Annotated in this window: 19 protein-coding genes and 1 pseudogene; 6 read left to right on the forward strand and 14 right to left on the reverse strand. The window is 74.1% G+C overall.

Features of this window, described 5'->3' with window-relative positions; all coding sequences use genetic code 11:
• Window positions 1–36 precede the first annotated feature (36 nt).
• Together BJ968_RS25845 and BJ968_RS16265 are read right to left on the reverse strand one after the other, a co-directional pair.
• Window positions 37–3,735 carry a BTAD domain-containing putative transcriptional regulator gene (locus BJ968_RS25845; RefSeq protein ID WP_179753577.1) on the reverse strand — a complete coding sequence of 1,233 codons (3,699 nt, stop codon included), beginning with the start codon at window positions 3,733–3,735 and terminating at the stop codon, window positions 37–39.
• An 89-nt stretch (window positions 3,736–3,824) separates the two neighbouring features.
• A complete protein-coding gene (locus BJ968_RS16265; RefSeq protein ID WP_179753579.1) occupies window positions 3,825–4,580 on the reverse strand; it encodes a DeoR family transcriptional regulator in 756 nt (251 codons plus the stop codon).
• A gap of 65 nt (window positions 4,581–4,645) precedes the next feature.
• On the opposite strand from BJ968_RS16265, the gene BJ968_RS16270 reads away from it, so the two are divergent.
• A complete protein-coding gene (locus tag BJ968_RS16270) occupies window positions 4,646–5,053 on the forward strand; it encodes a TIR domain-containing protein (RefSeq protein ID WP_179753581.1) in 408 nt (135 codons plus the stop codon).
• A gap of 88 nt (window positions 5,054–5,141) precedes the next feature.
• Here BJ968_RS16270 and BJ968_RS16275 read toward each other — a convergent pair whose 3' ends face one another.
• The 4 genes from BJ968_RS16275 to BJ968_RS16290 all read right to left on the reverse strand — a co-directional run bounded on the left by BJ968_RS16275 (window position 5,142) and on the right by BJ968_RS16290 (window position 7,075).
• Window positions 5,142–5,306, reverse strand: a complete 165-nt coding sequence (locus BJ968_RS16275; RefSeq protein ID WP_179753583.1) for a hypothetical protein — start codon at window positions 5,304–5,306, stop codon at window positions 5,142–5,144.
• A gap of 402 nt (window positions 5,307–5,708) precedes the next feature.
• A complete protein-coding gene (locus BJ968_RS16280; RefSeq protein WP_179753585.1) occupies window positions 5,709–6,062 on the reverse strand; it encodes a hypothetical protein in 354 nt (117 codons plus the stop codon).
• Between the two features lie 188 nt (window positions 6,063–6,250).
• Entirely contained in the window at window positions 6,251–6,772 is a 522-nt protein-coding gene (locus tag BJ968_RS16285) for a DUF1801 domain-containing protein (protein ID WP_179753587.1), read from the reverse strand.
• A 126-nt stretch (window positions 6,773–6,898) separates the two neighbouring features.
• Window positions 6,899–7,075 (reverse strand): hypothetical protein, encoded by a 177-nt coding sequence (locus BJ968_RS16290; protein WP_343078075.1) that lies wholly within the window; start codon window positions 7,073–7,075, stop codon window positions 6,899–6,901.
• A gap of 19 nt (window positions 7,076–7,094) precedes the next feature.
• Between BJ968_RS16290 and BJ968_RS16295 the strand changes: the two are divergent.
• Window positions 7,095–7,430, forward strand: a pseudogene (locus BJ968_RS16295) (transposase); the annotation flags it as partial.
• 53 nt (window positions 7,431–7,483) lie between these two features.
• Here BJ968_RS16295 and BJ968_RS16300 read toward each other — a convergent pair.
• A complete protein-coding gene (locus BJ968_RS16300) occupies window positions 7,484–7,693 on the reverse strand; it encodes a hypothetical protein (RefSeq protein ID WP_179753589.1) in 210 nt (69 codons plus the stop codon).
• A 441-nt stretch (window positions 7,694–8,134) separates the two neighbouring features.
• Here BJ968_RS16300 and BJ968_RS16305 point away from each other — a divergent pair, with 441 nt between their 5' ends.
• Window positions 8,135–8,536 (forward strand): hypothetical protein, encoded by a 402-nt coding sequence (locus BJ968_RS16305; protein WP_179753591.1) that lies wholly within the window; start codon window positions 8,135–8,137, stop codon window positions 8,534–8,536.
• A 137-nt stretch (window positions 8,537–8,673) separates the two neighbouring features.
• On the opposite strand, the gene BJ968_RS16310 is transcribed toward BJ968_RS16305, so the two are convergent.
• From BJ968_RS16310 to BJ968_RS16330, 5 genes are all read right to left on the reverse strand, one after another.
• Window positions 8,674–9,117 carry a hypothetical protein gene (locus BJ968_RS16310; protein ID WP_179753594.1) on the reverse strand — a complete coding sequence of 148 codons (444 nt, stop codon included), beginning with the start codon at window positions 9,115–9,117 and terminating at the stop codon, window positions 8,674–8,676.
• Between the two features lie 141 nt (window positions 9,118–9,258).
• Entirely contained in the window at window positions 9,259–9,387 is a 129-nt protein-coding gene (locus tag BJ968_RS27165) for a GNAT family N-acetyltransferase (protein WP_246315693.1), read from the reverse strand.
• 588 nt (window positions 9,388–9,975) lie between these two features.
• The gene (locus BJ968_RS16320) at window positions 9,976–10,512 is read right to left on the reverse strand and encodes an SRPBCC family protein (RefSeq protein WP_179753596.1); all 537 of its coding nucleotides are present in this window, start codon (window positions 10,510–10,512) and stop codon (window positions 9,976–9,978) included.
• 254 nt (window positions 10,513–10,766) lie between these two features.
• A complete protein-coding gene (locus tag BJ968_RS16325) occupies window positions 10,767–11,210 on the reverse strand; it encodes a hypothetical protein (RefSeq protein ID WP_179753599.1) in 444 nt (147 codons plus the stop codon).
• 162 nt (window positions 11,211–11,372) lie between these two features.
• On the reverse strand, window positions 11,373–11,996 hold the full coding sequence (locus tag BJ968_RS16330) for a DUF6461 domain-containing protein (RefSeq protein WP_179753601.1): 624 nt from the start codon (window positions 11,994–11,996) through the stop codon (window positions 11,373–11,375).
• A gap of 894 nt (window positions 11,997–12,890) precedes the next feature.
• Here BJ968_RS16330 and BJ968_RS16335 point away from each other — a divergent pair.
• Window positions 12,891–13,721, forward strand: coding sequence for a class I SAM-dependent methyltransferase (locus BJ968_RS16335; protein WP_179756845.1), 831 nt, complete (start codon window positions 12,891–12,893; stop codon window positions 13,719–13,721).
• Window positions 13,722–13,751: 30 nt separating this feature from the next.
• Here BJ968_RS16335 and panD read toward each other — a convergent pair whose 3' ends face one another.
• On the reverse strand, window positions 13,752–14,159 hold the full coding sequence (gene panD, locus BJ968_RS25850) for an aspartate 1-decarboxylase (RefSeq protein WP_179753603.1): 408 nt from the start codon (window positions 14,157–14,159) through the stop codon (window positions 13,752–13,754).
• Window positions 14,160–14,315: 156 nt separating this feature from the next.
• Here panD and BJ968_RS16345 point away from each other — a divergent pair, with 156 nt between their 5' ends.
• Window positions 14,316–16,016: an alpha-keto acid decarboxylase family protein gene (locus tag BJ968_RS16345; RefSeq protein ID WP_179753605.1), complete on the forward strand. Its 1,701-nt coding sequence runs from the start codon at window positions 14,316–14,318 to the stop codon at window positions 16,014–16,016.
• A 3-nt stretch (window positions 16,017–16,019) separates the two neighbouring features.
• The gene (locus BJ968_RS26810; protein ID WP_179753607.1) at window positions 16,020–17,996 is read left to right on the forward strand and encodes a chorismate-binding protein; all 1,977 of its coding nucleotides are present in this window, start codon (window positions 16,020–16,022) and stop codon (window positions 17,994–17,996) included.
• A 187-nt stretch (window positions 17,997–18,183) separates the two neighbouring features.
• Here BJ968_RS26810 and BJ968_RS16355 read toward each other — a convergent pair whose 3' ends face one another.
• Window positions 18,184–19,215 carry a LacI family DNA-binding transcriptional regulator gene (locus tag BJ968_RS16355; protein WP_179753610.1) on the reverse strand — a complete coding sequence of 344 codons (1,032 nt, stop codon included), beginning with the start codon at window positions 19,213–19,215 and terminating at the stop codon, window positions 18,184–18,186.
• Window positions 19,216–19,252: the final 37 nt, after the last annotated feature.

Raw genomic sequence — 19,252 nt, forward strand, 5'->3', positions numbered from 1 at the left:
GCCGCCCGCCGTGCGCCCGCCGCGCGCCCGGGCCGCTCAGGGCAGGGCGGCGGCCAGGTCCTCGTCGTCCTGCACCTGCAGGGTGCTCTTGACCTGTTGCAGCAGACCGTGCACGGCCACCGGGGTGAGGAACAGGGCCGCCGCGATGCCGTGGACGTCCGTGCCCTGGGCCAGCAGCCGCGCGGCGCGGTCCTCGGTGGCGCACAGGCGGCGGTGCCGGCGGGCGCGGACCGCCTGCGCCGCGTCGGCGTCCCCGCCGCGCACCAGGTCGGTCAGCTCCCGGTGCAGGCTCTCGGCGCCGCAGTCCTCGGCCAGCTCCAGCGCCGAGCGCCGCAGGGCCGCGGCCTCCCGCGGGTCGCCCGCCTCCACCACGGCGGCCAGGGCCGCCTGCGCGCGGGCCAGTTCCAGGCGCGCGGTGCTCGCGGTCAGCACCGCCACCGCCTCGCGCAGCAGCGCCTCGGCGCCGTCCACCGCGACCTCGGCCAGCAACCGCAGCGCCTGGCCGGTGCAGCGCGCCGACCCGCCGGCGCGGGCGAGCGCGAGCTCCTCGCGCAGCACGGCCGCGGCCTCCCCGGGGTGCCCCAGGGCCGCCAGGGCGCGGGCGCGCAGCGGTCGCCAGCCGTACCAGGCCGGGACGGTGACCGGGGGCCGGCGGGTCAGCGGGTCGAGCAGGTCCAGCGCCTCGCGGGGGCGTCCCTCGGCCAGCGCCAGGGCCGCCGCGGCCTCGACGCCGAAGTGGGCGCCGTCACCCGCCCGGGCACCGCGCCGCGCGGCCTCGACCAGCTCCCGGGCCCGGGGGAGGTGCCCCCGGTCCAGCGCGACGCCCGCGAGGAAGGCCCGGGCGTACGTGATGCCGATGGCGTGCGGGGCCCAGCGCGCCCCGATGTCGTCGTGCGCGCCGAGCAGGTGCTCGGCCTCCCGCAGGTCCCCCGCCGACCAGCGGGCGCGGCCGCGCCACAGCAGCACGCCCATCGCGGAGATGACCGACCCCTGCGCCTGCGCCCGCTGGAGCGCGTCGTCCCAGGTGGCCTCGACGTCCTGGCCCAGCAGCTCCAGCGTCATGACGGCGATCACCCAGAACAGCCCCGGGTCGGCGGCCACGAGCACCTCGCCCTCCAGCGCCCACCGGCACAGCCGGGCGCAGCGCTGCAGGTCGCCGGCGGTGACGTGCAGCTCCCACGCCACGGCCACCGCCAGCATCCGGGCCCCGGGCCCGTCGCCGGTCGGTTCGGGCAGGTCGTCGCCGGCCCACATCGCCTCGTACCCGTGCATGAAGGAGGCGATCCGGGCCAGGGCGTCGAGGGCCTGCCGGTGGTCGTCCAGCTCCGCGTCCCCCGCTCCGTCCGGGCCGACCGGCAGCGCGGCGCGCTCGGCGCGGGCCAGGTCGACGGCCTCACCGCGCGGACCGGCCATGACGAGGGTGAAGACCAGCCGCACCGCGGTGCGGGCGCGCTCGGGGGCGCTGCGGGCCCGCGCGAGGGCCTCGCGCAGGTGCCCGATGGCGGCGGCGCCGTCGGTGAGCTGCTCCAGCTCGCCGACCTCCAGCAGCGCCCCGGTGCGGTCGGGTTCCTCGGGCACCTCCTCCAGGGCGCGCACCAGGTACAGCACCGCGCTCTCGGGGGCACCGCGGCCGGCCGCCACGCGCGCCGCCTGCCGCAAGGTGGCGGCCGCCTGCGGGCGGCCCCGCGGTGGCGCGTGCAGCAGGTGCGCCGCCACCTGCTCGGCGCTCGCGCCGTGGGCGCCGAGCACGTCGGCGGCCGCCTCGTGGGCCAGGGCGCGCTCGCCGGCGGGCACGCCCCGGTAGACGGCTTCGCGGACCAGCGGGTGCACGAACGCCAGGGGGTGGCCCTCGCGGAAGATCTCGGCGGCGGCCAGGACGTCGGCGGCCAGCGCCGCCGCCGGGACGTCCAGCCCGGCCATCGCGGCCGCGGCCACCAGGGGCTGCTCGTCGCCGAGCACCGCGACCGCCCGGGCCAGCCGGTCGCACCCGGGGGCCAGGCGCGACAGGCGCAGCAGGACGACGCCGGCCACCGCCCGGGAGCCGATGGCGATCACCCGGTCGGTGTGGGCGGAGTCGGGCCGGGCGCCGTCGGCCTGCAGCGCCCGCAGCACCTGGCGCAGCAGCAGGGGGTTGCCGCCGGTGCTGCGGTGGCAGGCCGCGGTGAACAGGGGGTCGGGTTCACCGAGCCGTTCGCGCACCACACCGGCCACCGCCGCACCGCTCAGCGGGGCCGGGCGCAGCACGCGGGTGCCGGGGTGCGCGGCGATCTCGGCGATGACGGGTGCGTCCAGGCCCTGCTCCCCGGTGCGCACCGCCGTCACCAGCAGCACGGGCAGCCCGTCGAGCCGGTGCGCCAGGTAGGCCAGGAAGCGCAGGGAGGACGTGTCGGCCCACTGCAGGTCGTCGACCACGAGCACCAGCGGCGCCTGCGACGACAACCCGACCACCAGCCAGTACAGGGCGTGCAGCGCCCCGAACGCCCCCTGGGCGGGGGCGCCGGGACGCCCGTCGGGCTGCTCGTCCTGCCGGCCCGCCCGGTCACCGGGTGCGGTGGCGGCGTCGAAGACGGCGGCCGCGGGGGCGGCCGGTCCCCGCAGCAGTCCCTCGCGCTGCCGGGGGTCGACGAGCAGCGGCTCGAACAGCTGGCGCACCACCCCGAAGGCGAAGGCGGCCTCCAGGGCGCTGGCGCGCGCGGTGAGCACCTGCGCCCGCTCGCCGCGGGCGAGGTGGCCCGCTTCCTGCAGCAGCCGGGACTTGCCGATGCCCGCGGGCCCCTCGACGAGCACCGTCGCCCCGCTGGACGACAGCGCCTCGCCCAGCGCGAGGCGCAGCTGCCCGACCTCGCCGTCGCGCTCGGCCAGCGCGCTCGCGGGCGGCCCGGCCGCGGGTCCCGGCGGCCCGGGCGGCCCCTCCGGCCCGGCGGCCCGGACCGGGGGGCGGGGCGCCGGCAGGAGCCGGGGGTCCTGGTCCAGCACGGCCGCCTCGAGCTCGCGCAGGGCCGGGCCGGGGTCGACGCCCAGTTCCTCGCGCAGCACCCGCCGCGCCCGGCGCAGCGCCAGCAGGGCGTCGCTCTGGCGCGCGCCGCGGTACAGCGCCAGGGCCAGCAACCGCCAGCGTTCCTCGCGCAGCGGTTCCTGCGCCACCAGCGACTCCAGCTCGGGCACGAGCACGCCGGCCTGGTCGGCGACCGAGAGTTCCAGCCGCCCCGCCACGAGGCGTTCGGCGGCGACCGCGCGCAGCTCGCCGACCCGTGAGGCCTCCTGGTCGGCCCAGCGGCTGCCCGCCCACTCCTGCAGCGCCGGGGCCCGGTGCAGCGCCAGGGCCTGCTCGAGCAGCGGGAGGGCCTGTTCCAGCGGTGACGCGGTGGCGTGGTCGACGAGCCGCTCGAAGCGCCACAGGTCCACGGCGTCCTCGGGCAGCTGCAGCGCGTACCCGACGGGTGTCCGGACGAGGGCGGCGGTGCTGTCCGGGCCGCGCTGGGGGTCCAGCGCGCGGCGCAGGCGCGAGAGGTAGGCCTGCAGGGCGCTGGTGCTGCTGGGCGGGGGGTCGCCGTCCCAGACGTCGTCGGCCAGCCGGGCGGGGGTCAGCGCCGCCCCCCGGGCCACCAGCAGCCGGGCCAGCACGGAGCGCTGCCGGGGACCGCCCAGGTCCAGTTCGCGGCCGGCGCGCCGGGCGACCAGCCCGCCGAAGACGGTGAGCTGCAGCCCACCCGGTCCAGCCCCGGTGCCGTCCACGGCAGCAGGGTGCCCCCCGGGGGCCCGGCGGGGCAACGCCTCGACTCCGGGGGACCCGGGGCCGGACGCGGCCGGGGTGGGGCGGGGTGTCAGTGCAGGAGGGGCACTCCGCTGTCGCGCAACGCCTTCAGCGCGGGGGCGTCCAGCGCGGTGTCGTCGGTGACGATGCCGGCGACGTCCGTCAGCGGCAGGACGGTGAACGGGGAGGCGGCGCCGATCTTCTCGGCGCTGGCCAGGACGTAGGTGTCGGCGGCCCGGCGGGCCAGCGCGCGCTTCATGGCGGCCTCGTCGGAGTCCCCGGTCGTCAGGCCCGCGCTGGGGTGGACGCCGGTGACCCCCAGCAGGAACAGGTCGGCGTTGACGCCGGCGGCGGCCTCGACCGCGGCGGCCCCGCAGGCCACGCCGGAGTGCTTGAAGACCCGGCCGCCGAGGACGTGCAGGTCGACGCCGGGGTGCTCGACGAGGGCGGCGGCCACGGTGGGGCTGTGGGTGACGATCGTGACCTGCAGGTCCGCCGGCAGGGCGCGGGCCAGGGCCAGGGCGGTGGTGCCGCCGTCGAGGATGGCGGTGCAGCCGGGGGTCAGGAGCCGGGCGGCGCGTTCGGCGACGCGGCGCTTGCTGTCGACGGCCACGCCGCTGCGGGTCGCGAGGTCGGCGACGGCGGGGGAGACCGGCAGGGCCCCGCCGTAGACGCGCTGGCACAGCCCGGCGGCGGCCAGTTCCCGCAGGTCCCGGCGGATGCTGTCCTCCGACAGGCCCAGCTCGGCGGCCAGGTCCTTGGCGACGAGGCGGCCGTCGGTGCGCAGACGGGTCAGCAGCAGCTCCTGCCGTTGGGCTCCCAGCACGTCGGGTTCCTCTCGTTTCTGCAAATTGCTTCACGTTCTTGCACGTTCTCGTCTACTGTACCGGCATGCCGACCACCACAGTCGAAGCACCGCCCACGAAACCCCTGCTCATCCTCATCGCCGGTCCGTACCGGTCCGGGACCGGCGACGACCCCGCGCTCCTGGAGGCCAACCGCCGGCGGCTGGAGGAGGCGGCCTGGCCGATCTTCCACCGCGGTCACGTGCCGATGATCGGTGAGTGGGTCGCCCTGCCCGTGCTGCGCGGCGGCGGTGGGGACGGACCGGCCCACCCGCTGGCCGAGCAGGTGATGTACCCGACGGCGCAGCGCCTGCTGCAGCACTGCGACGGCGTGCTGCGCCTGCCCGGCGCCTCCCGCGGGGCGGACCAGGACGTCGCCCTCGCCGAGGGGCTGGGGCTGCCCGTCTACCGCGACGTGGAGCAGATCCCGTTCGCGGTCCCGCCGGCCCCCTGACGCCCGGTGGAGGTGGCCGCTCGGGACGCACGGGGCCGGGAGGGGGTTCCCGGCCCGCGGAGGGGAACGTCCCGCCCGGCCACCTGCCTCACGGCCGGTGCGTGAGGTCGACGACGCGTCCGGGGTCGCCGTGGGGGGAGTCCACGACCACCGTGCCGCCGAGGTGGAGGCGCTCGTCCTCGCGGTGGCGGGCCCGCAGCAGCGTCTCGTCGCCGTGCAGGTGCGCCACCTCGAAGAACACCTCGTCGCGCACGAAACCCTCCCCGGAGAACTCCGAGCCGGGGAAGACGCCGTGCCGGCGACTTCGCCGGGAATCGCAGGAGCTGGAGGATCGGGCAGAGGACGAAACGGTTCGGACCGTGGCTGCGGGTCCTCGGGGTCCGTGCGATCAGGTGGCTTGGGACACGATCCTCGATCCACCTCTACGCCAATCGTGGTTCATCGGTGACTGGGGCTCGCTCGTCGCCGAGCTGCCGTCACCGGGGTGGGGCGGTGCCGACGCTGACCGACGCGGGCCCCTGGCTGTGACTGCTCGCAGATCGACGAGACCGTGAGGTCGTCGAGCACGCGCAGCGCGGGATGACCGTGAGGTCGCTGACTTCAGACGCCGTGCCGTGAAGACACCGGTCCGAGGGGCCCACCTGGCGAGGAACCCTCAGTCCAGGGAGGGGCGGGTGACCTCACCGACGAGCAGGGCCAAGGTGGTGCCGTCGTCGGCTTCCCAGTGCTGCAGGGTGCCCTCGGGCTCCTCGAAGCGGACGAAGCCGGCTGTGGCCAGTCGACGACGTGCCTTCTCGCTGGCGATGACCTTCGAGCCGCAGTGACCGGTGCCGGGGCAGCAGCCCATCGAGTTGAGCACGACGACGTCAGCGGTGGACAGCAGCACGCCCTGACGCTTGGCGACGTCGTGGATGAGGTGGTGCAGGCGGGTGCCGTCCCAGAAGCGGTCGTCGTCGGTGTACTCCGGCTCCCCGCGACGCAAGGGGTAGCCGCTGTGGTCCAGCACCATGCCTCCAGTGTGCAGGCAGCGGTCAGCAACCTGATGACCGTGGGGAAAGATCACCTCGCCGGGCCAGCCGAGGACCTGGGGACACGCCAACCTCGCACCGTGACCGTGAGGCCGCCCGCAGGGCGCCTACTTGTTCACTGGACCACGACCGTGACGTCACACGGGGGCCGGCGCATCCGGTGTCGAGGTCAGGACTGCTCGTCGCCTCGGGAGCTGCTGGGTCCAGGGGTGAGGGGGGAGGTGGGTGCGGCTTTGGCGACCAGTTCAGCGAGCTGGTCCCACGCCTCATCGGTCGCCTCCTGCGTCAACGCGTAGGAGGTGGGCCACAGGCCTGCGGCTTGGTCCAGCCCCGCCTCGGGGCTGAACCCGAAGGTGGAGTACCGCAGCTTGTCCACCTGCCCGCTCCTGAAGAAGCACACGACCTTCCCTCCTCGGGCGTAGCCGGGTTGGCCGTAGTAGAGCCTCGGCGCCAGGTCCGGCGCCGCCCGGGTGATGACCTGGTGGACGTGCTCGGCCAAGGCGCGGTCGCCGGCCGGCATCTGCGCGATCTTGGCGAGGACGTCGGCCTCGTCAGCGGCGGCCTTGTCGGCCGCGTGAGCGCGCCGGGATCGGGTTTTCAGCTCGGCGGCCCGTTGCCTGACGGCGGCGCGTTCCTGCGGGGACAGACCGGCGTCCTGGTCGGCTCGGGGCATCTTCGGCGTCGACGTCATCACCGCTCCTGTCGCTCGTGCGACCGCTGCGTGAACGGCCGATCTCCCAGCACGCTAGGGCCGGAGCAGCGGGACGTGCTTCTCGCATCCTGACCACTCGGCCATCGACAGGTGCGTGAAGTCGGGTCAGGTGCCGGAGGCCATGTGGACGGCGAGGATGTAGTCGGGGTGGCGGCCCAGCGTGGTGCGGGCTCGGTCATGGCGCATGGTCGTTCGGGGGTCGGCGTGGCGGGCGGCGAGCTGCACGTCCCGCAGGTCCACCCCGGCGTCGAGCATGGTGGTGACGTGGGTGTGCCGCAGCACGTGTGGGTGCATCCGCGGCAGACTGCTGCCGCTGGTCGACGCCTTCCCGACCGTCCGCGGTGTCCGCGGCAGGCCTCGCCTGCGTCCGGACTACGTCTACGCCGACCGCGGCTACGACTTCGACGTCTACCGCCGCGCTCTGCGGGCCCGCGGCATCGTGCCCCGCATCGCCCGCCGCGGCATCGCCCACGGCTCCGGCCTCGGCGCCCGACGCTGGGTCGTCGAGCGCACCTTCGCATGGCTGCACCAGTTCAAGCGCCTCCGAATCCGCTACGGAGTCCGCGCCGACCTGCACCTCGTTCTTCTCCAACTGGCCTGCGCCCTCATCTGCTACCGCAAACTCCCGCAGTCATAGTGAAACAAGCTGTCAGCCGGGCGGGGCCGCGCCCAAGATGGCGGCCCACACGGTCAGCTGCTGGTCCAGCGGTTGCGCAGGCCGACCTCGAAGTAGTGCAGGGACTCGTAGAAGGCGGCGCTGATCTGTACGTTGAGGGTGTAGAGGGTGAGCGCGTCGGTCAGGTCGCCGCCGGTGGCCTGGTGGTAGGGGGCCAGGCGGGGAGCAGGCAGCAGCTCCTGCATGTCGGTGATCGCGTCCGGTGTGACGTCGTGCCAGTCCATGCTGCCTGTGCTCCTCACCTGCAGGCAGCCGGTCGCTTGCCTCCTCCGGCCGCCGATCTTGGACTTGGACGTACGAGAGCCCCGGGATTCACGGCGTACCAGCTTCGGCTAGGGAAACCCCCCGGGGCCTTGTCATGTCCTGCCTGCTCCGGCTCCCACCTGAGGCGTCGGACGTCGGTGGCGACGTTCTCTCGGTGCCCTCGCGGCGAGGGCGTTGACGTCTGACCGTCCAGGAGCAGGACCGCACTACGCGCCAGCCCGCCCGGAGGGCGGGATGACCGTGAGATCGCCACTGCCGGGTGGTCACCTGAGGCAGGCGGCCCCCGGGGTGGTCCGAGTGGTGGAGAAGCTGGCCGGTCTGCCACGCCGATGCCACGCGGCTGGCACGGTGAGCCTGTGCCCACGACACCTCGCCGTCCCTCATCGCTTCGCGATCCCCTCTTGCTGGCGTTGGTCGGTCTGCCGGTGGTGGGGGCGGTGACGACGCTGGTGGTGTCGGCGCACCTGACGAGCTGGGACCTCGTCACCGAGGATGTGGGGGCGGTCCTTTTCACGGTGCTGTTCATCGGGTGGGCGCTGCTGCCGTTCGCCGCCGCCGTCGCTGTGGCGGTCTCGGTGTACCGGCACTGGCGTGGTGGTGCTGCGGTGGCGATCGTGGGGGGCCTGGTGCTGGTGGCCCTCACCGTGGGGCTGCTGTGGAGTGTTCTCACCTCGGAGTCCTCCACCGCGGTGCTGGGGCTGCTTTTTGCGCCGTTCCTGCAGGCTGCTGTCGCGGGGGTGACCATGGTGGCTGCCGTGTGCTTGGCGCGGTGGCGACGCCGGCGGCAGTCGCGGCTGGCGTAGGTGGCTTTGCGCCCGCTGAGGCGGGGACGGCAGGTCGATCGTCAGGCGCGGGGGCGGTCCTCGACGTCCTGGACAGCGGGATGACCGTGAACTCGCAGATCAGTCGTGACCTCGGGCAGTCCTGTGCTGCTTCAGCATCAGGCGGAGGGGTGCTCCTCATTGCTCTGGTCGTCGCGAGCTGGGGTCCTGGCGGGGCCAATGAGGAAGACGACGTCGCGCAGCGTGCTCAAGGCGAAGGGCAGCAGCATGGCCGAGCTCCAGATTGAGGTGAAGGCGTCTACAGCCAGAAGGCGCGACGAAAGGAGCAGCGCCGTACTCAGCACCAGCAAGGCCGCCAGTTCAAGGCACACGAAGGGCAGGCTGAGGGCGGGCGAGGGGGTCCACCAGCGACGCCACCCTTGGGTCAGCCAGACGCGCCAACCGAGCTGACGAGCTTTGCGTGTGCGACGGGCCTGCCGCCGCTGCGCGGCACTGCCGCGACCAGCGTGGCGCCCCTGGATCGGGTGGTCCTCATCGTTGTGCTCCTGCTGATCCTTCCTGGTCTGCTGCTGAGGTGTGGCCACCCGCGCGAGGCCCCACATGGCGGTCCTCGTTCTGATGCTCGCATCCGCTGCATCGCCGAAGGGGTGCTTCGGTCGAGCGCCCGCGCACCGCGGATGACCGTGCGTTCAGCTCAGCAGCTGGTACATCAGGAAGTCCTGCCACCTGCCGGCGATCTTCAGCTACTCCGGGGCCAGCCCGTAGCGGGTGAAGCCGACCCTTTTTAGCACCCGCTGGGATCGGACGTTGTCCACCAGCGTCTCTGCTTGTACCCGGTGCAGCGCCAGCTCCTTGAAGGCCAGCTGGGTCATCCGTGTCACCGCGGCGGTGCCCGCGCCGCCCGCCGGCAGCTTGGGCGATCCAGTAGCCGACGCCGCACGACTGCAGCGCTCCGCGGACGATGCCGCTGAGGGTGATGTGGCCGATGACCGCGCCGATGTCATCGAGGATGACGTGCGGCAAGTTGGCCGCCTGCTGGTGGGCGTTCAGGGCGGCGTCGATGTCTGCTCGTTGGCCGTCCGGGGTGAAGTAGGACTCCTCGCGCAGTGGTTCGTAGGGTGCGAGGCAGTCGCGGTTCTCTGTGAGCAGGCGGGTCGGCGAGTTCGGAGAGCCCGATGCGCGATGTGGACTTGGTGCTCGAGCAGGGCGCTTCGTCGTGGACCTTGGGTACGGCTGATGCAGCCGGTCGCGGTGAGGGCTACGCCATCGCCTGGTAGGTCGATCTGCCTCCAAAGGTCGGGCTGGATCAGGCGGTGGTGAGCGCTGCCGGCGCCGAGATACCTGTCGAGATGAGCGGGTGATGCCGCGACGACGCTCCGTTGGTCGCGCACAACCTCACGGGGTGCGTGATCCGACCCACGCGTTGTGTGAGCGGCATATAGCTCATGACGAGGAGTTGCTCACCGGTCCCCGGTTGCCGCCAGCGTCAGCTCGACGTGCTTCACCATTTCGTCCAGGGCGCGCTGCATGTAACGCTTCCACAAGGGAGCGAAGGGTCCCGCGAGGATCGGACGTCGGCCCGCCTTGGGCAAGAACTCGTAGGTCCAGCGGATCATGGTGCCGTTGGCGTCAGGCAGGAAGGACCACTCGCCTCGGACACCCTCGGCGAGCTGCCCTAGGACGTTGGTGAAGTCCGTCAGCTCATAGGCAAACCCGTAGCCCTCGACGTACTCGGTGAGCGTCTCGGTGGCCTGAGATCCGTCGTCGAACTGCGGGTAGCGCGAAAGGCCGGGGCGGTCCCACTCCGGCAGGTTGTTGTGGATGGAGCTCACGCCCGGGAAGGGCCAGACGGGATTGAAGACCTGAGTGAGATCGATGGGGGCGATGATCTCGAAGGTACGACCCGTGGGGGCGCTCGTGCGAGCGAACACTGTGATCGGGACGGTGTGGTCGCCGGCGGAGATGAGGGTCTGCTGGGTCTGCTCCTGTGTGGTCATGGTTTAAGAATGGATTGGTCAGTGAACACGAACAAGGACACTGCTCGACCATAGGACCACCAGGACCACCCTCCAATGCTGCGGCTTAGACCTGAACACGTCTGCGGGGCGCATTGCGCTGATCCGGGCGTTGCGGGAGTCGGATGACCGTTTGGGTCTCTTCACGGCGAAGGACCTGGTCGATCGCGCCTTGTGAGTCGATCATTGTGCGGAGCGCGGCTCGCGCCATGACCGTAAGGTCATGGCGCACCGCCTCAGCGAGGCGAGGGTGTGCCGGCGGGTGCGGTATCGGCGTAGGCGGTGAAGCGTCGATGCGGTAGCAACCGGCGCACCAGCGGCAGCTGCCAGGCACCGCCTTCCACGAGACCTGCGACGGTGTGGATGCGCACGGCGCTGGCCTTCGTGAAGCCGGTCTCCTGCAGGTGGCCGGCGAAGACTGCTTCGGCCAGCTGCCGTAGCCAGGTCAGGGGCTCGTCGAGGCCGTCGACTTCCAGCCAGGTGTGGGCGACGGTGATGGTGAAGGCGACGTCGGTGCCGGTGGCGTCCGAAGGGCTTTCGACGCCGACGGACAGGGGCGCGGCGCTGGGGCGGTGGGGGGTGACGGCAGTGACCCACAGCCGGGTGTGGGGGACCAGGTGAAGGCTGACCTCGGCGGGGGAGCCGTAGGGGCGCAGTGCGCTGAGGAGCAGGTCGTGCACGGCGTGGTCGAGCGGCCCTGGTGCTGGATCGTGGTCACTCATGCCCACATGATCGCGCCGCTTCGCGCCATGACCGTGCGCAGCGCGGCTCGCGCCATGCACCTGGGCATCTCCGCCGGACGCTGGCGTGCAGGGTGGGGATCGAGCTGCGCTTCCGGATGATCAGATCGTGTAGCCGACCGCCGCAGTGGCGCTGCGGACCAGGTCGTTGGTCGAAGGCCAGCTCACGCCACTGAGGTTGACCAGCAGGCTCATCGACGCCTTCCGCGGCTCAGTCCAGTCGATGTCGTCCTCCTGGGGCAAGGGGTCTCCTTCCGGCACCGGCTCTCCCACGAGGAGGTCCGCGTCAAGGTCGACGCCGTTCAGCTCATTGTCGGCACCGTCGTCGGCGCGGAAGAGTGGGTCGAAGTCGCGGCCCAGTTCGCCGTCCACCAGGTAGCGAAAGCGCATGACGGCGTTGATGTTCCAGTACACGCTGATGTAGCGACTCGGAACGGGCGTCGATGTGCTGGGCTCAAAGTTCGACCCGGCGAAGCCGTTGGGCTCGAACACCCAGGTCCAGCCCTCATGCGTCCCGGCGAAGGCGATCTCGGGGTACTCAACCTGCTCGTCAAGACCCCAGGGCGCATCCAGCCAGTGCTCGACCTCCCGAGCGGGGGCGATGTCAGTGACCGCATCGGGCACTAGCACTTGCAGAGCCTGGACGGGTGTCAACCCCTGCACGATCGTGAAGCACCGCTCCGAGTCGTCATCCCACTCCAGCTCACGCTCCGACTGCTCCAGCATGAGGACGATCATGACAGGACCACCCGACAGAACACCTGAATCCATTGCTCGCTCATCGGCATGACCGTGAAGTCGCCATGACCGTGAAGTCGGGGCGACACGGGTGAGCCGTTGACGGCCCTCAGGGCGCTGCTCGCCCTGGCCGCACCCGTCCGCCGGGCCACGCGCTCACCGCGCGTCGCCCGGTGCCGCACGAGGTCCTCGCGCTGCGCCGTGACCGGGGAGCGCCAGTGCGGGGCCAGGGTGAGGAGTGTCACCACCGAGACGACGGGGAGCGTCACCGGTGTCCTGGTGCGGAACCGTCACCGATGTTCTGCGACGCGGCAGGCGGCGATGCGCTCCGTCAGGACCAGGACCCGGTGTCGTCCGTGCTGCGCCTGCAGTCGGGGCGGTCGCCGGTCCCGGTCGGTGACCCGGCCGCGCCAGGACCCCGAGCGGCACGAGCACGGCATCTCGGAGTCCGGGGCGTCGGTGATCGTCCCGTGGTCGAGGGTCGATTCCTCGCCGTGGTCGACGTCGCGCCGTGCGACGACGGTGCACGGGTCGACCCACCACGTGTTCGGGTCGCAGCTGTGGTTGCCCGGGTACCGGGCGTCCCGGGCGGCAGGACGAGGTGGAGGTCGTGGCCGAGGGACAGGGTGTTCACGTGGGCGCCGGCGGCACCCGCGTCGGCGAGCGACCGGCGCAGTCCCGCGTCGGTGACGAGCCGTTCTCCGAAGCGGCTGATCGTCGTCCCGGGCGGGCACCCCGACCGCCGTGCCCCGCCCGACCCGTGGCGAGATCCTTGCGACCGGCGGCGCTCCGGCCACTGGCCGGGGCGCGCACCCGGCGGCCACCGTGGTGGTCCCGGCGCGGGCACCTGCGACGGGACCACCAGGAGGAGGCGTGAGTTCCATGACCGACCCACGACGGGTGGGGGACCCGGCGGCGCCACGCCGCGCCGACGGCAGCGCCGGGGACGCCGACTACGGCGGCATCGGCACGGGGTACAGCACCTACCGCCGCCCCGAACCGGTCGTCGCGGCCGCGATCGAGGCCGCGCTGGGGCCGGCGGTGACCGTGCTGAACGTGGGGGCGGGGGCGGGGTCCTACGAACCGGCCGACCGCCGGGTGACCGCGGTCGAGCCCAGCGCCACGATGCGCCGGCAGCGCCCGCCGCACCTGAGCGTCGCCGTCGACGCGACCGCGGAGCACCTGCCGTTCGACGACGGCGCCTTCGACGCGGCGATGGCCACGTTCACCGTGCACCAGTGGCCCGACCTGGCCGCGGGCCTGGCCGAGGTGCGGCGCGTCACCCGCGGGCCCGTGCTCGTCCTGACCTGCGACCCCGCCGCGCTGGAGGCGTCGTGGCTGACCCGGTACGCGCCGGAGGTCATCGCCACCGAGGCGCGCCGCTACCCGGCGATCGCCGCCGTGGAGCGGGCGCTCACCGCCCCTGGCGGCGGGTGGGTGCGGGTGCAGCCGGTGGACGTCCCGCTGGGGTGCGTCGACGGTTTCTCCGAGGCGTACTACGGGCGGCCGGAACTGCTGCTGGACCCCGGGGCGCGCCGGGCGAACTCGGCGTGGAGCTTCGTCGGCCCGGACGTCGAGCGGCGCTTCGAGCGGACCCTGCGCGCGGACCTGGCGTCGGGGGCGTGGGACCGGGAGTTCGGGCACCTGCGCCGGCAACCCTCCTTCGCGGGCTCGCTGCGGCTCGTCACCGGTCACCGGTCCCCGAACCCCTGAGGGGCCCGGGGCGGTGGGCCGGCGGGGCCCTCAGCGCGAGGCGAACTGGTCGCCCGCCCCGGGGACGGGTTCGGCCGGGTCGGTGCCGAGCGCGACGACCCGGTTGCCGGCGTCCACGTGGACCACCCGGGGGCGGTGCGCGGCGAGCTCGGCCTCGTCCAGCCCCACGTACGACATGACGATGACGAGGTCGCCGGGGGAGACGAGGTGCGCCGCGGCGCCGTTGACGCACACCTGCCCCGACCCTGCGGCCCCCGCGATGGCGTAGGTCTCCAGCCGGGCGCCGTTGGTGACGTCGACGACCGAGACCCGTTCGCCCTCGACGACGTCGGCGGCGGCCAGCAGGTCCGCGTCCACGGTGATGGACCCCACGTAGTGCAGGTCGGCTCCGGTGACGGTGGCGCGGTGGATCTTGCCGCCGAGGACGGTGCGGATCACGGGGTCTCCACTCTCGAAGGGGGTGTTGCCGCCCGACAGTGAAGCAGACCCGGCGGGAGTGGGCAGATTGTCCGGATGACTTCGGACAACTGGGCAATGTGTCCAAGTGGCGCACCGTCCCTGGACAACCTGTCCCCGGTGCGGCGGGATGGACCCATGAGCGTCCCCGCCCCCACCGTCACCGTCGGCCAGTACCTCGCCCGCCGCCTCCTCGAACTCGGCGGGAACCACCTCTTCGGCCTGCCCGGCGACTTCAACCTCGCCCTGCTCGACGAGATGCTCGACACCTCCGGCCTCACCTGGGTCGGCAGCACCAACGAGCTCAACGCCGCCTACGCCGCCGACGCCTACGCCCGCACCACCCGCGGCGTCGCCGCCCTCGTCACCACCTACGGCGTCGGGGAGCTGTCCGCCGTCAACGGCATCGCCGGCAGCTTCGCCGAGGACGTCCCCGTCGTGCAGATCACCGGCATGCCCGACAGCGGCGCCCGCGCCCGCGGCGCCCTGCTGCACCACTCCCTCGCCGACGGCGACCACGACCACTTCGCCCGCGCCTACCGCGAGGTCACCGCCACCGGCGTCGTCCTGCGCGCCGCCGACGCCGCCCTGGAGATCGACCGCGTCCTGCGCGTCGCCCTCGAACGCTCCAAACCCGTCTACCTCGGCGTCCCCGCCGACGTCGCCGTCGCCCGCGTCAGCTCCGCCCCGCTGCGCCGGCCGCTGCGGCCCGCCCCCAGCGACCCCGTGGCCCTGGCCGACCTGCGCACCGCCCTCGCCGACGCCCTCGCCGACGTCGGCTCCCTCACCGTCCTGGCCGGCACCCAGGTCCACCGCCGCCGCGCCGAGGCCGGGCTCGCGGCGCTCGCCGACCACGACGGCTTGCGCGTCGCCTCCCTGGTGGGGGCCAAGGCGATGCTGCCCGAGGAGCACCCCGCCAGCCTGGGGACCTACCAGGGGGCCCTGACGATCGCCGACGAGACCCGGGACGCCGTCGACGGCGCCGAGCTGCTCGTCCTGGCCGGGACCGTCCTGTCCGACGTCATGACGGGCCTGTTCAGCCACGGGTTCGACCCCGAGCGCGCCGTGCAGCTCGGGGTCCGGCACGCCGTGGTCGACGGCGTGACGTTCCACGACGTGCGGCTGGAGGACACCGTGGGCGTCCTGGCCGACGTCGTCCGCGAGCGCCGCTTCGCGCCGCTGCCCCCCGTCGTGGGCGCGTGGCCGCACGTCGCCGCACCGGCCTGCTCGCCCGACGAGCCGCTGACGCAGAACGCGCTGTGGTCCACGGTGCAGAGCAGGGTCCCCGAGCACGCGATCGTCGTCGCGGACGCGGGCACGTCGCTGTACGGCAGCCTGGAGCTGCGGCTGCCCGCCGGGGCCGAGCTGCTCGTGCAGCCCATCTGGTCCTCGATCGGGTTCACGCTGCCCGCGGTGCTGGGCACGTGCCTGGCCGCCCCGCAGCGCCGCTCGGTCCTGTTCATCGGCGACGGCGCCGCCCAGCTCACGGTGCAGGAGATCGCCACGGTCCTGCAGCGGGGGCTCAACCCGGTCGTGGTGGTCGTGGACAACGGCGGGTACACCATCGAGCGGGTGCTGCAGAGCCCCAAGGCCGTCTACCAGGACGTCACCGCGTGGGACTGGCTGGCCGCCCCGGCGCTGTTCGCCCCGGGCCGGGACGTGCTGACCGCCGCGGTGCGGACCCCCGCGGAGCTGGCCCGCGCGCTGGACGAGGCGCTGGGGGACCCCTCGCGGGCGGCGGTCCTGCACGTGCACGTCGGCGCCGACGACGTGCCGCCGCTGCTGGCCCGGCTCGGGGACGCGGTGCACGCCGGGACGGCCGGCGCGCGGCATCCTTGAGGCGTGCGCTGGCTCGTCGTGGACAACCACGACTCCTACACCCACAACCTCGTCCAGCTCCTGGCGGTCGCCACGGGCACCGACCCGGTCGTCGTCAGCGACGACGACGTGGCCCCCGGGGAGCTGGACCTGGACGGGTTCGCCGGGATCGTGGTCTCACCCGGGCCGGGGCACCCGGCGAACGCGCGCGACTTCGCGCTGTCGGCCGACGTGCTGGCCCGCGCGCAGGTGCCGGTGCTGGGGGTGTGCCTGGGGATGCAGGGCATCGCGCTGGCGGCGGGGGCCGTCGTCGACGCGGCCCCGCAGCCGCGGCACGGGTTCGTGGACCGCGTGCGGCACACGGGGACGTCGGTGCTGGCGGGTCTGCCGCAGGACTTCCCCGCGACGCGCTACCACTCCTTCCGGGTCGCCGAGCCGCTGCCGGCCGACCTGGAACCGCTGGCGTGGGCGGCCGACGGGGTGCTCATGGCGGTGCGGCACCGCACCCGCCCGCAGGTCGGGGTCCAGTTCCACCCCGAGTCGGTCGCCAGCGGCAGCGGCGCCCGGCTGGTGGAGAACTTCGTGCGCTGGTGCCGGCGGTCCGCGCGCGCCGCCGGGCGCGGTGGGCCGGCCCCGGCGCGGTACCGGCTGCACGCGCGCCGGCTGCCGGGGGCCGTCGACGCCGAGCGCGCCTTCGCGGGCCTGTTCGGGGGCCGTGAGGGCCGCGGGGGCCCGGAGGGGGGTGAGGCGTTCTGGCTGGACTCGGCGTCGCGGGGGTCGGGGTCGGGGCGGTTCTCCTTCCTGGGTCCGCTGACGGGCCCGGCGGTGTCGTCGCTGGCGGGGCTGGAGGCCGCGCTGGGGGCGCTGGAGGTCGAGGTCGGGCGGGCCGGGGACGGGGAGGCCGGGGGCGGGGAGCAGGTCCCCTTCGAGTTCCACGGCGGCTACGTCGGCTGGGCGGGGTACGAGGCCCGGGCCGAGTGCGGGTTCCCGACCGCGCGCGAGGACGGCACCCCGCCGGTGCACTGGGTGTTCGTGGACCGCTTCGTCGCCGTGGACCACGACGAGGACGCGACGTGGGTCGTCGCGCTGGGCGGCGACGACGAACCGGCGTGGGTGGGGCGGACGGTGGAGGCGCTCGGGTCGCTGCCCGCGCTGCCGCCCGTGCCGGGGCCGGGGGACCTGCCGGTCGCGCTCGACACGCCGCCGCAGCGGTACCGCCGCGACGTCCTGGCCGCGCAGGAGCAGCTGCGGGCGGGGGAGAGCTACGAGATCTGCCTCACGACCCGCGCCCGGGTGCCGGTCGGGGAGGGTGACGACGCGTTCGGCGTCCACCGGCGGCTGCGCCGGGCCAACCCCGCGCCCTACGCGGCGCTGCTGCGCACCGCCGGGGTCGACGTCGTGAGCAGTTCCCCCGAGCGCTTCCTGCACGTCGACGCCGCCGGTGCGGTGGAGACCCGGCCGATCAAGGGGACCGCCCCCGTCGAGACGGACCCGCGGGCGCTGGCCGAGGACCCCAAGACGCGCGCGGAGAACCTCATGGTGGTGGACCTGCTGCGCAACGACCTGGGGCGGGTGTGCGCGCCGGGGTCGGTGACCGTGCCGCACCTGATGGAGGTCCAGTCCCTGGCGACCGTCCACCAGCTGGTGACGACCGTGCGGGGCCGGCTGCGGCCGGGGGTCGGCGCGGTGGAGTGCCTGCGGGCGTGCTTCCCGCCGGGGTCGATGACGGGCGCGCCGAAGCTGCGCACCACCGAGATCATCGACGCCCTGGAGCAGCGGGCGCGGGGGGTGTACTCGGGCACCCTCGGGTGGTTCTCCGCCTCGGGCGCGGCGGACCTGGCCGTCGTCATCCGCACCGCCGTCCGCGTGGGGCGGGAGTGGCGGGTCGGGGCCGGCGGCGCGGTCGTGCTCGACTCCGACCCCGACGCCGAGGTCGCCGAGGTGCTGCTGAAGCTGCGGGCGCCGCTGGCCGCCCTCACCCGTCGGGAGCTGCCGGGCTGAGCGGTGCCGGGCTGGGGGCCGCGCGGCGGTGGTAGCGTGCGCGCACGGTCAGCGGTCGCGGTCCGTTTCTCGACGTGGAGGAGACAGGCTCAGCACCGATCCGCACACCCGCCGCGAGGTGAGGTCCCCGCACGCACAGGGCACGGACGCCCGTGCCGCGCGGAGGACAGGTCCCGCCGGGTGGGGGTCAGCTGGTCGTCGGCAACGCCTTCAGGCGCGGGCGCCGGGTCGGGGCGGGCCCGATGGACTCGCGCGGCAGGATCGTGTGCAGGGACCGGGCGTCCGGCGCCGGGGGTTCCTGGCCGCGGGCCAGCGCCACGAGGCGTTCCATGGCCTCCCGGCCCTGGCGCTCGACGTCGATGGCGACGGTGGACAGGGTCGGGGTGCAGAACCGCCCGAAGTCCAGGCCGTCCCAGCCGAACAGGCTCACGTCGCGCGGGACCCGCCAGCCGCGCTGCGTCAGGGCCCGCAGGGCCCCCACGGCGACGTGGTCGTTGGCCGCGAGGACGGCCGTGACGGGGGTGTCCCGGGGCAGCGCGGCGATGCCGTCGAACCCGGACTGCGCGTGCCAGTCGCCCTCGACGACCGTCGCCGACAACCCCAGGTCGGCCGTGGCCTCCAGGAACGTCCGCTGCCGGTTGCGGGCCGAGGCCCACCCGGGTGGGCCGGCCAGGTGCAGGAAGTGCTCGTGCCCGAGGTCGGCGAGCGCGCGCACGATCTGGACGCCGGCGGCGCTGTCGGCCAGGGCGCCGGTGCCGCGCAGCTCGTCGTCGTAGTTGGCGATGGTGACCACGGGGGTCCCCGAGGACGGCTCCGGGCCCTGGGCCCGGGTGCCCAGCGACAGGATGCCCTCGTACTCGCCGGAGTCGGCGATCTCGGCGACGCGGGTGGCGCGGTCGGCCGCGGGGCCCTCCAGGCCGATGAGGTCGATGGCGTAGCCGGCGCCGTGCCCGACGGTGACGGCCTCGGAGACCAGGCGCAGGGGCAGGACGTTGAGCTTGGTGGCCGGCACGAGGAACGCCAGCCGCCCGGAGCGCCGGGTGCGCATCGAGCGCGCGGCGAGGTTGGGCCGGTAGTTCAGCTCCGCGATGGCCGCCTGCACCTTGGCCGTCGTGGCCGGTTTCAGCCCGCCGTTCTGGCGCAGGTAGCGCGAGACCGTCTGGTGCGAGACACCCGCCAGGGACGCCACCTCGTAGATCGTCGCGCGCTTGTGCGGCATGCCCGGTCCTCCCGGAACTGGTCTGGTCCCCATCGTT

It is taken from the genome of Kineococcus aurantiacus (assembly GCF_013409345.1).
Taxonomy (GTDB): Bacteria; Actinomycetota; Actinomycetes; order Actinomycetales; family Kineococcaceae; genus Kineococcus; species Kineococcus aurantiacus.

Coding starts and splice junctions, on each gene's coding strand:
- BJ968_RS16270 (WP_179753581.1), top strand. CDS start 4,646: ATGCCGACCACCACAGTCGAAGCACCGCCCACGAAACCCCTGCTCATC.
- BJ968_RS16280 (WP_179753585.1), bottom strand. CDS start 6,062: ATGGTGCTGGACCACAGCGGCTACCCCTTGCGTCGCGGGGAGCCGGAG.
- BJ968_RS16285 (WP_179753587.1), bottom strand. CDS start 6,772: ATGACGTCGACGCCGAAGATGCCCCGAGCCGACCAGGACGCCGGTCTG.
- BJ968_RS16300 (WP_179753589.1), bottom strand. CDS start 7,693: ATGGACTGGCACGACGTCACACCGGACGCGATCACCGACATGCAGGAG.
- BJ968_RS16310 (WP_179753594.1), bottom strand. CDS start 9,117: ATGTGGGGCCTCGCGCGGGTGGCCACACCTCAGCAGCAGACCAGGAAG.
- BJ968_RS27165 (WP_246315693.1), bottom strand. CDS start 9,387: ATGACCCAGCTGGCCTTCAAGGAGCTGGCGCTGCACCGGGTACAAGCA.
- BJ968_RS16320 (WP_179753596.1), bottom strand. CDS start 10,512: ATGACCACACAGGAGCAGACCCAGCAGACCCTCATCTCCGCCGGCGAC.
- BJ968_RS16330 (WP_179753601.1), bottom strand. CDS start 11,996: ATGCTGGAGCAGTCGGAGCGTGAGCTGGAGTGGGATGACGACTCGGAG.
- BJ968_RS16335 (WP_179756845.1), top strand. CDS start 12,891: ATGACCGACCCACGACGGGTGGGGGACCCGGCGGCGCCACGCCGCGCC.
- BJ968_RS16345 (WP_179753605.1), top strand. CDS start 14,316: ATGAGCGTCCCCGCCCCCACCGTCACCGTCGGCCAGTACCTCGCCCGC.
- BJ968_RS16355 (WP_179753610.1), bottom strand. CDS start 19,215: ATGCCGCACAAGCGCGCGACGATCTACGAGGTGGCGTCCCTGGCGGGT.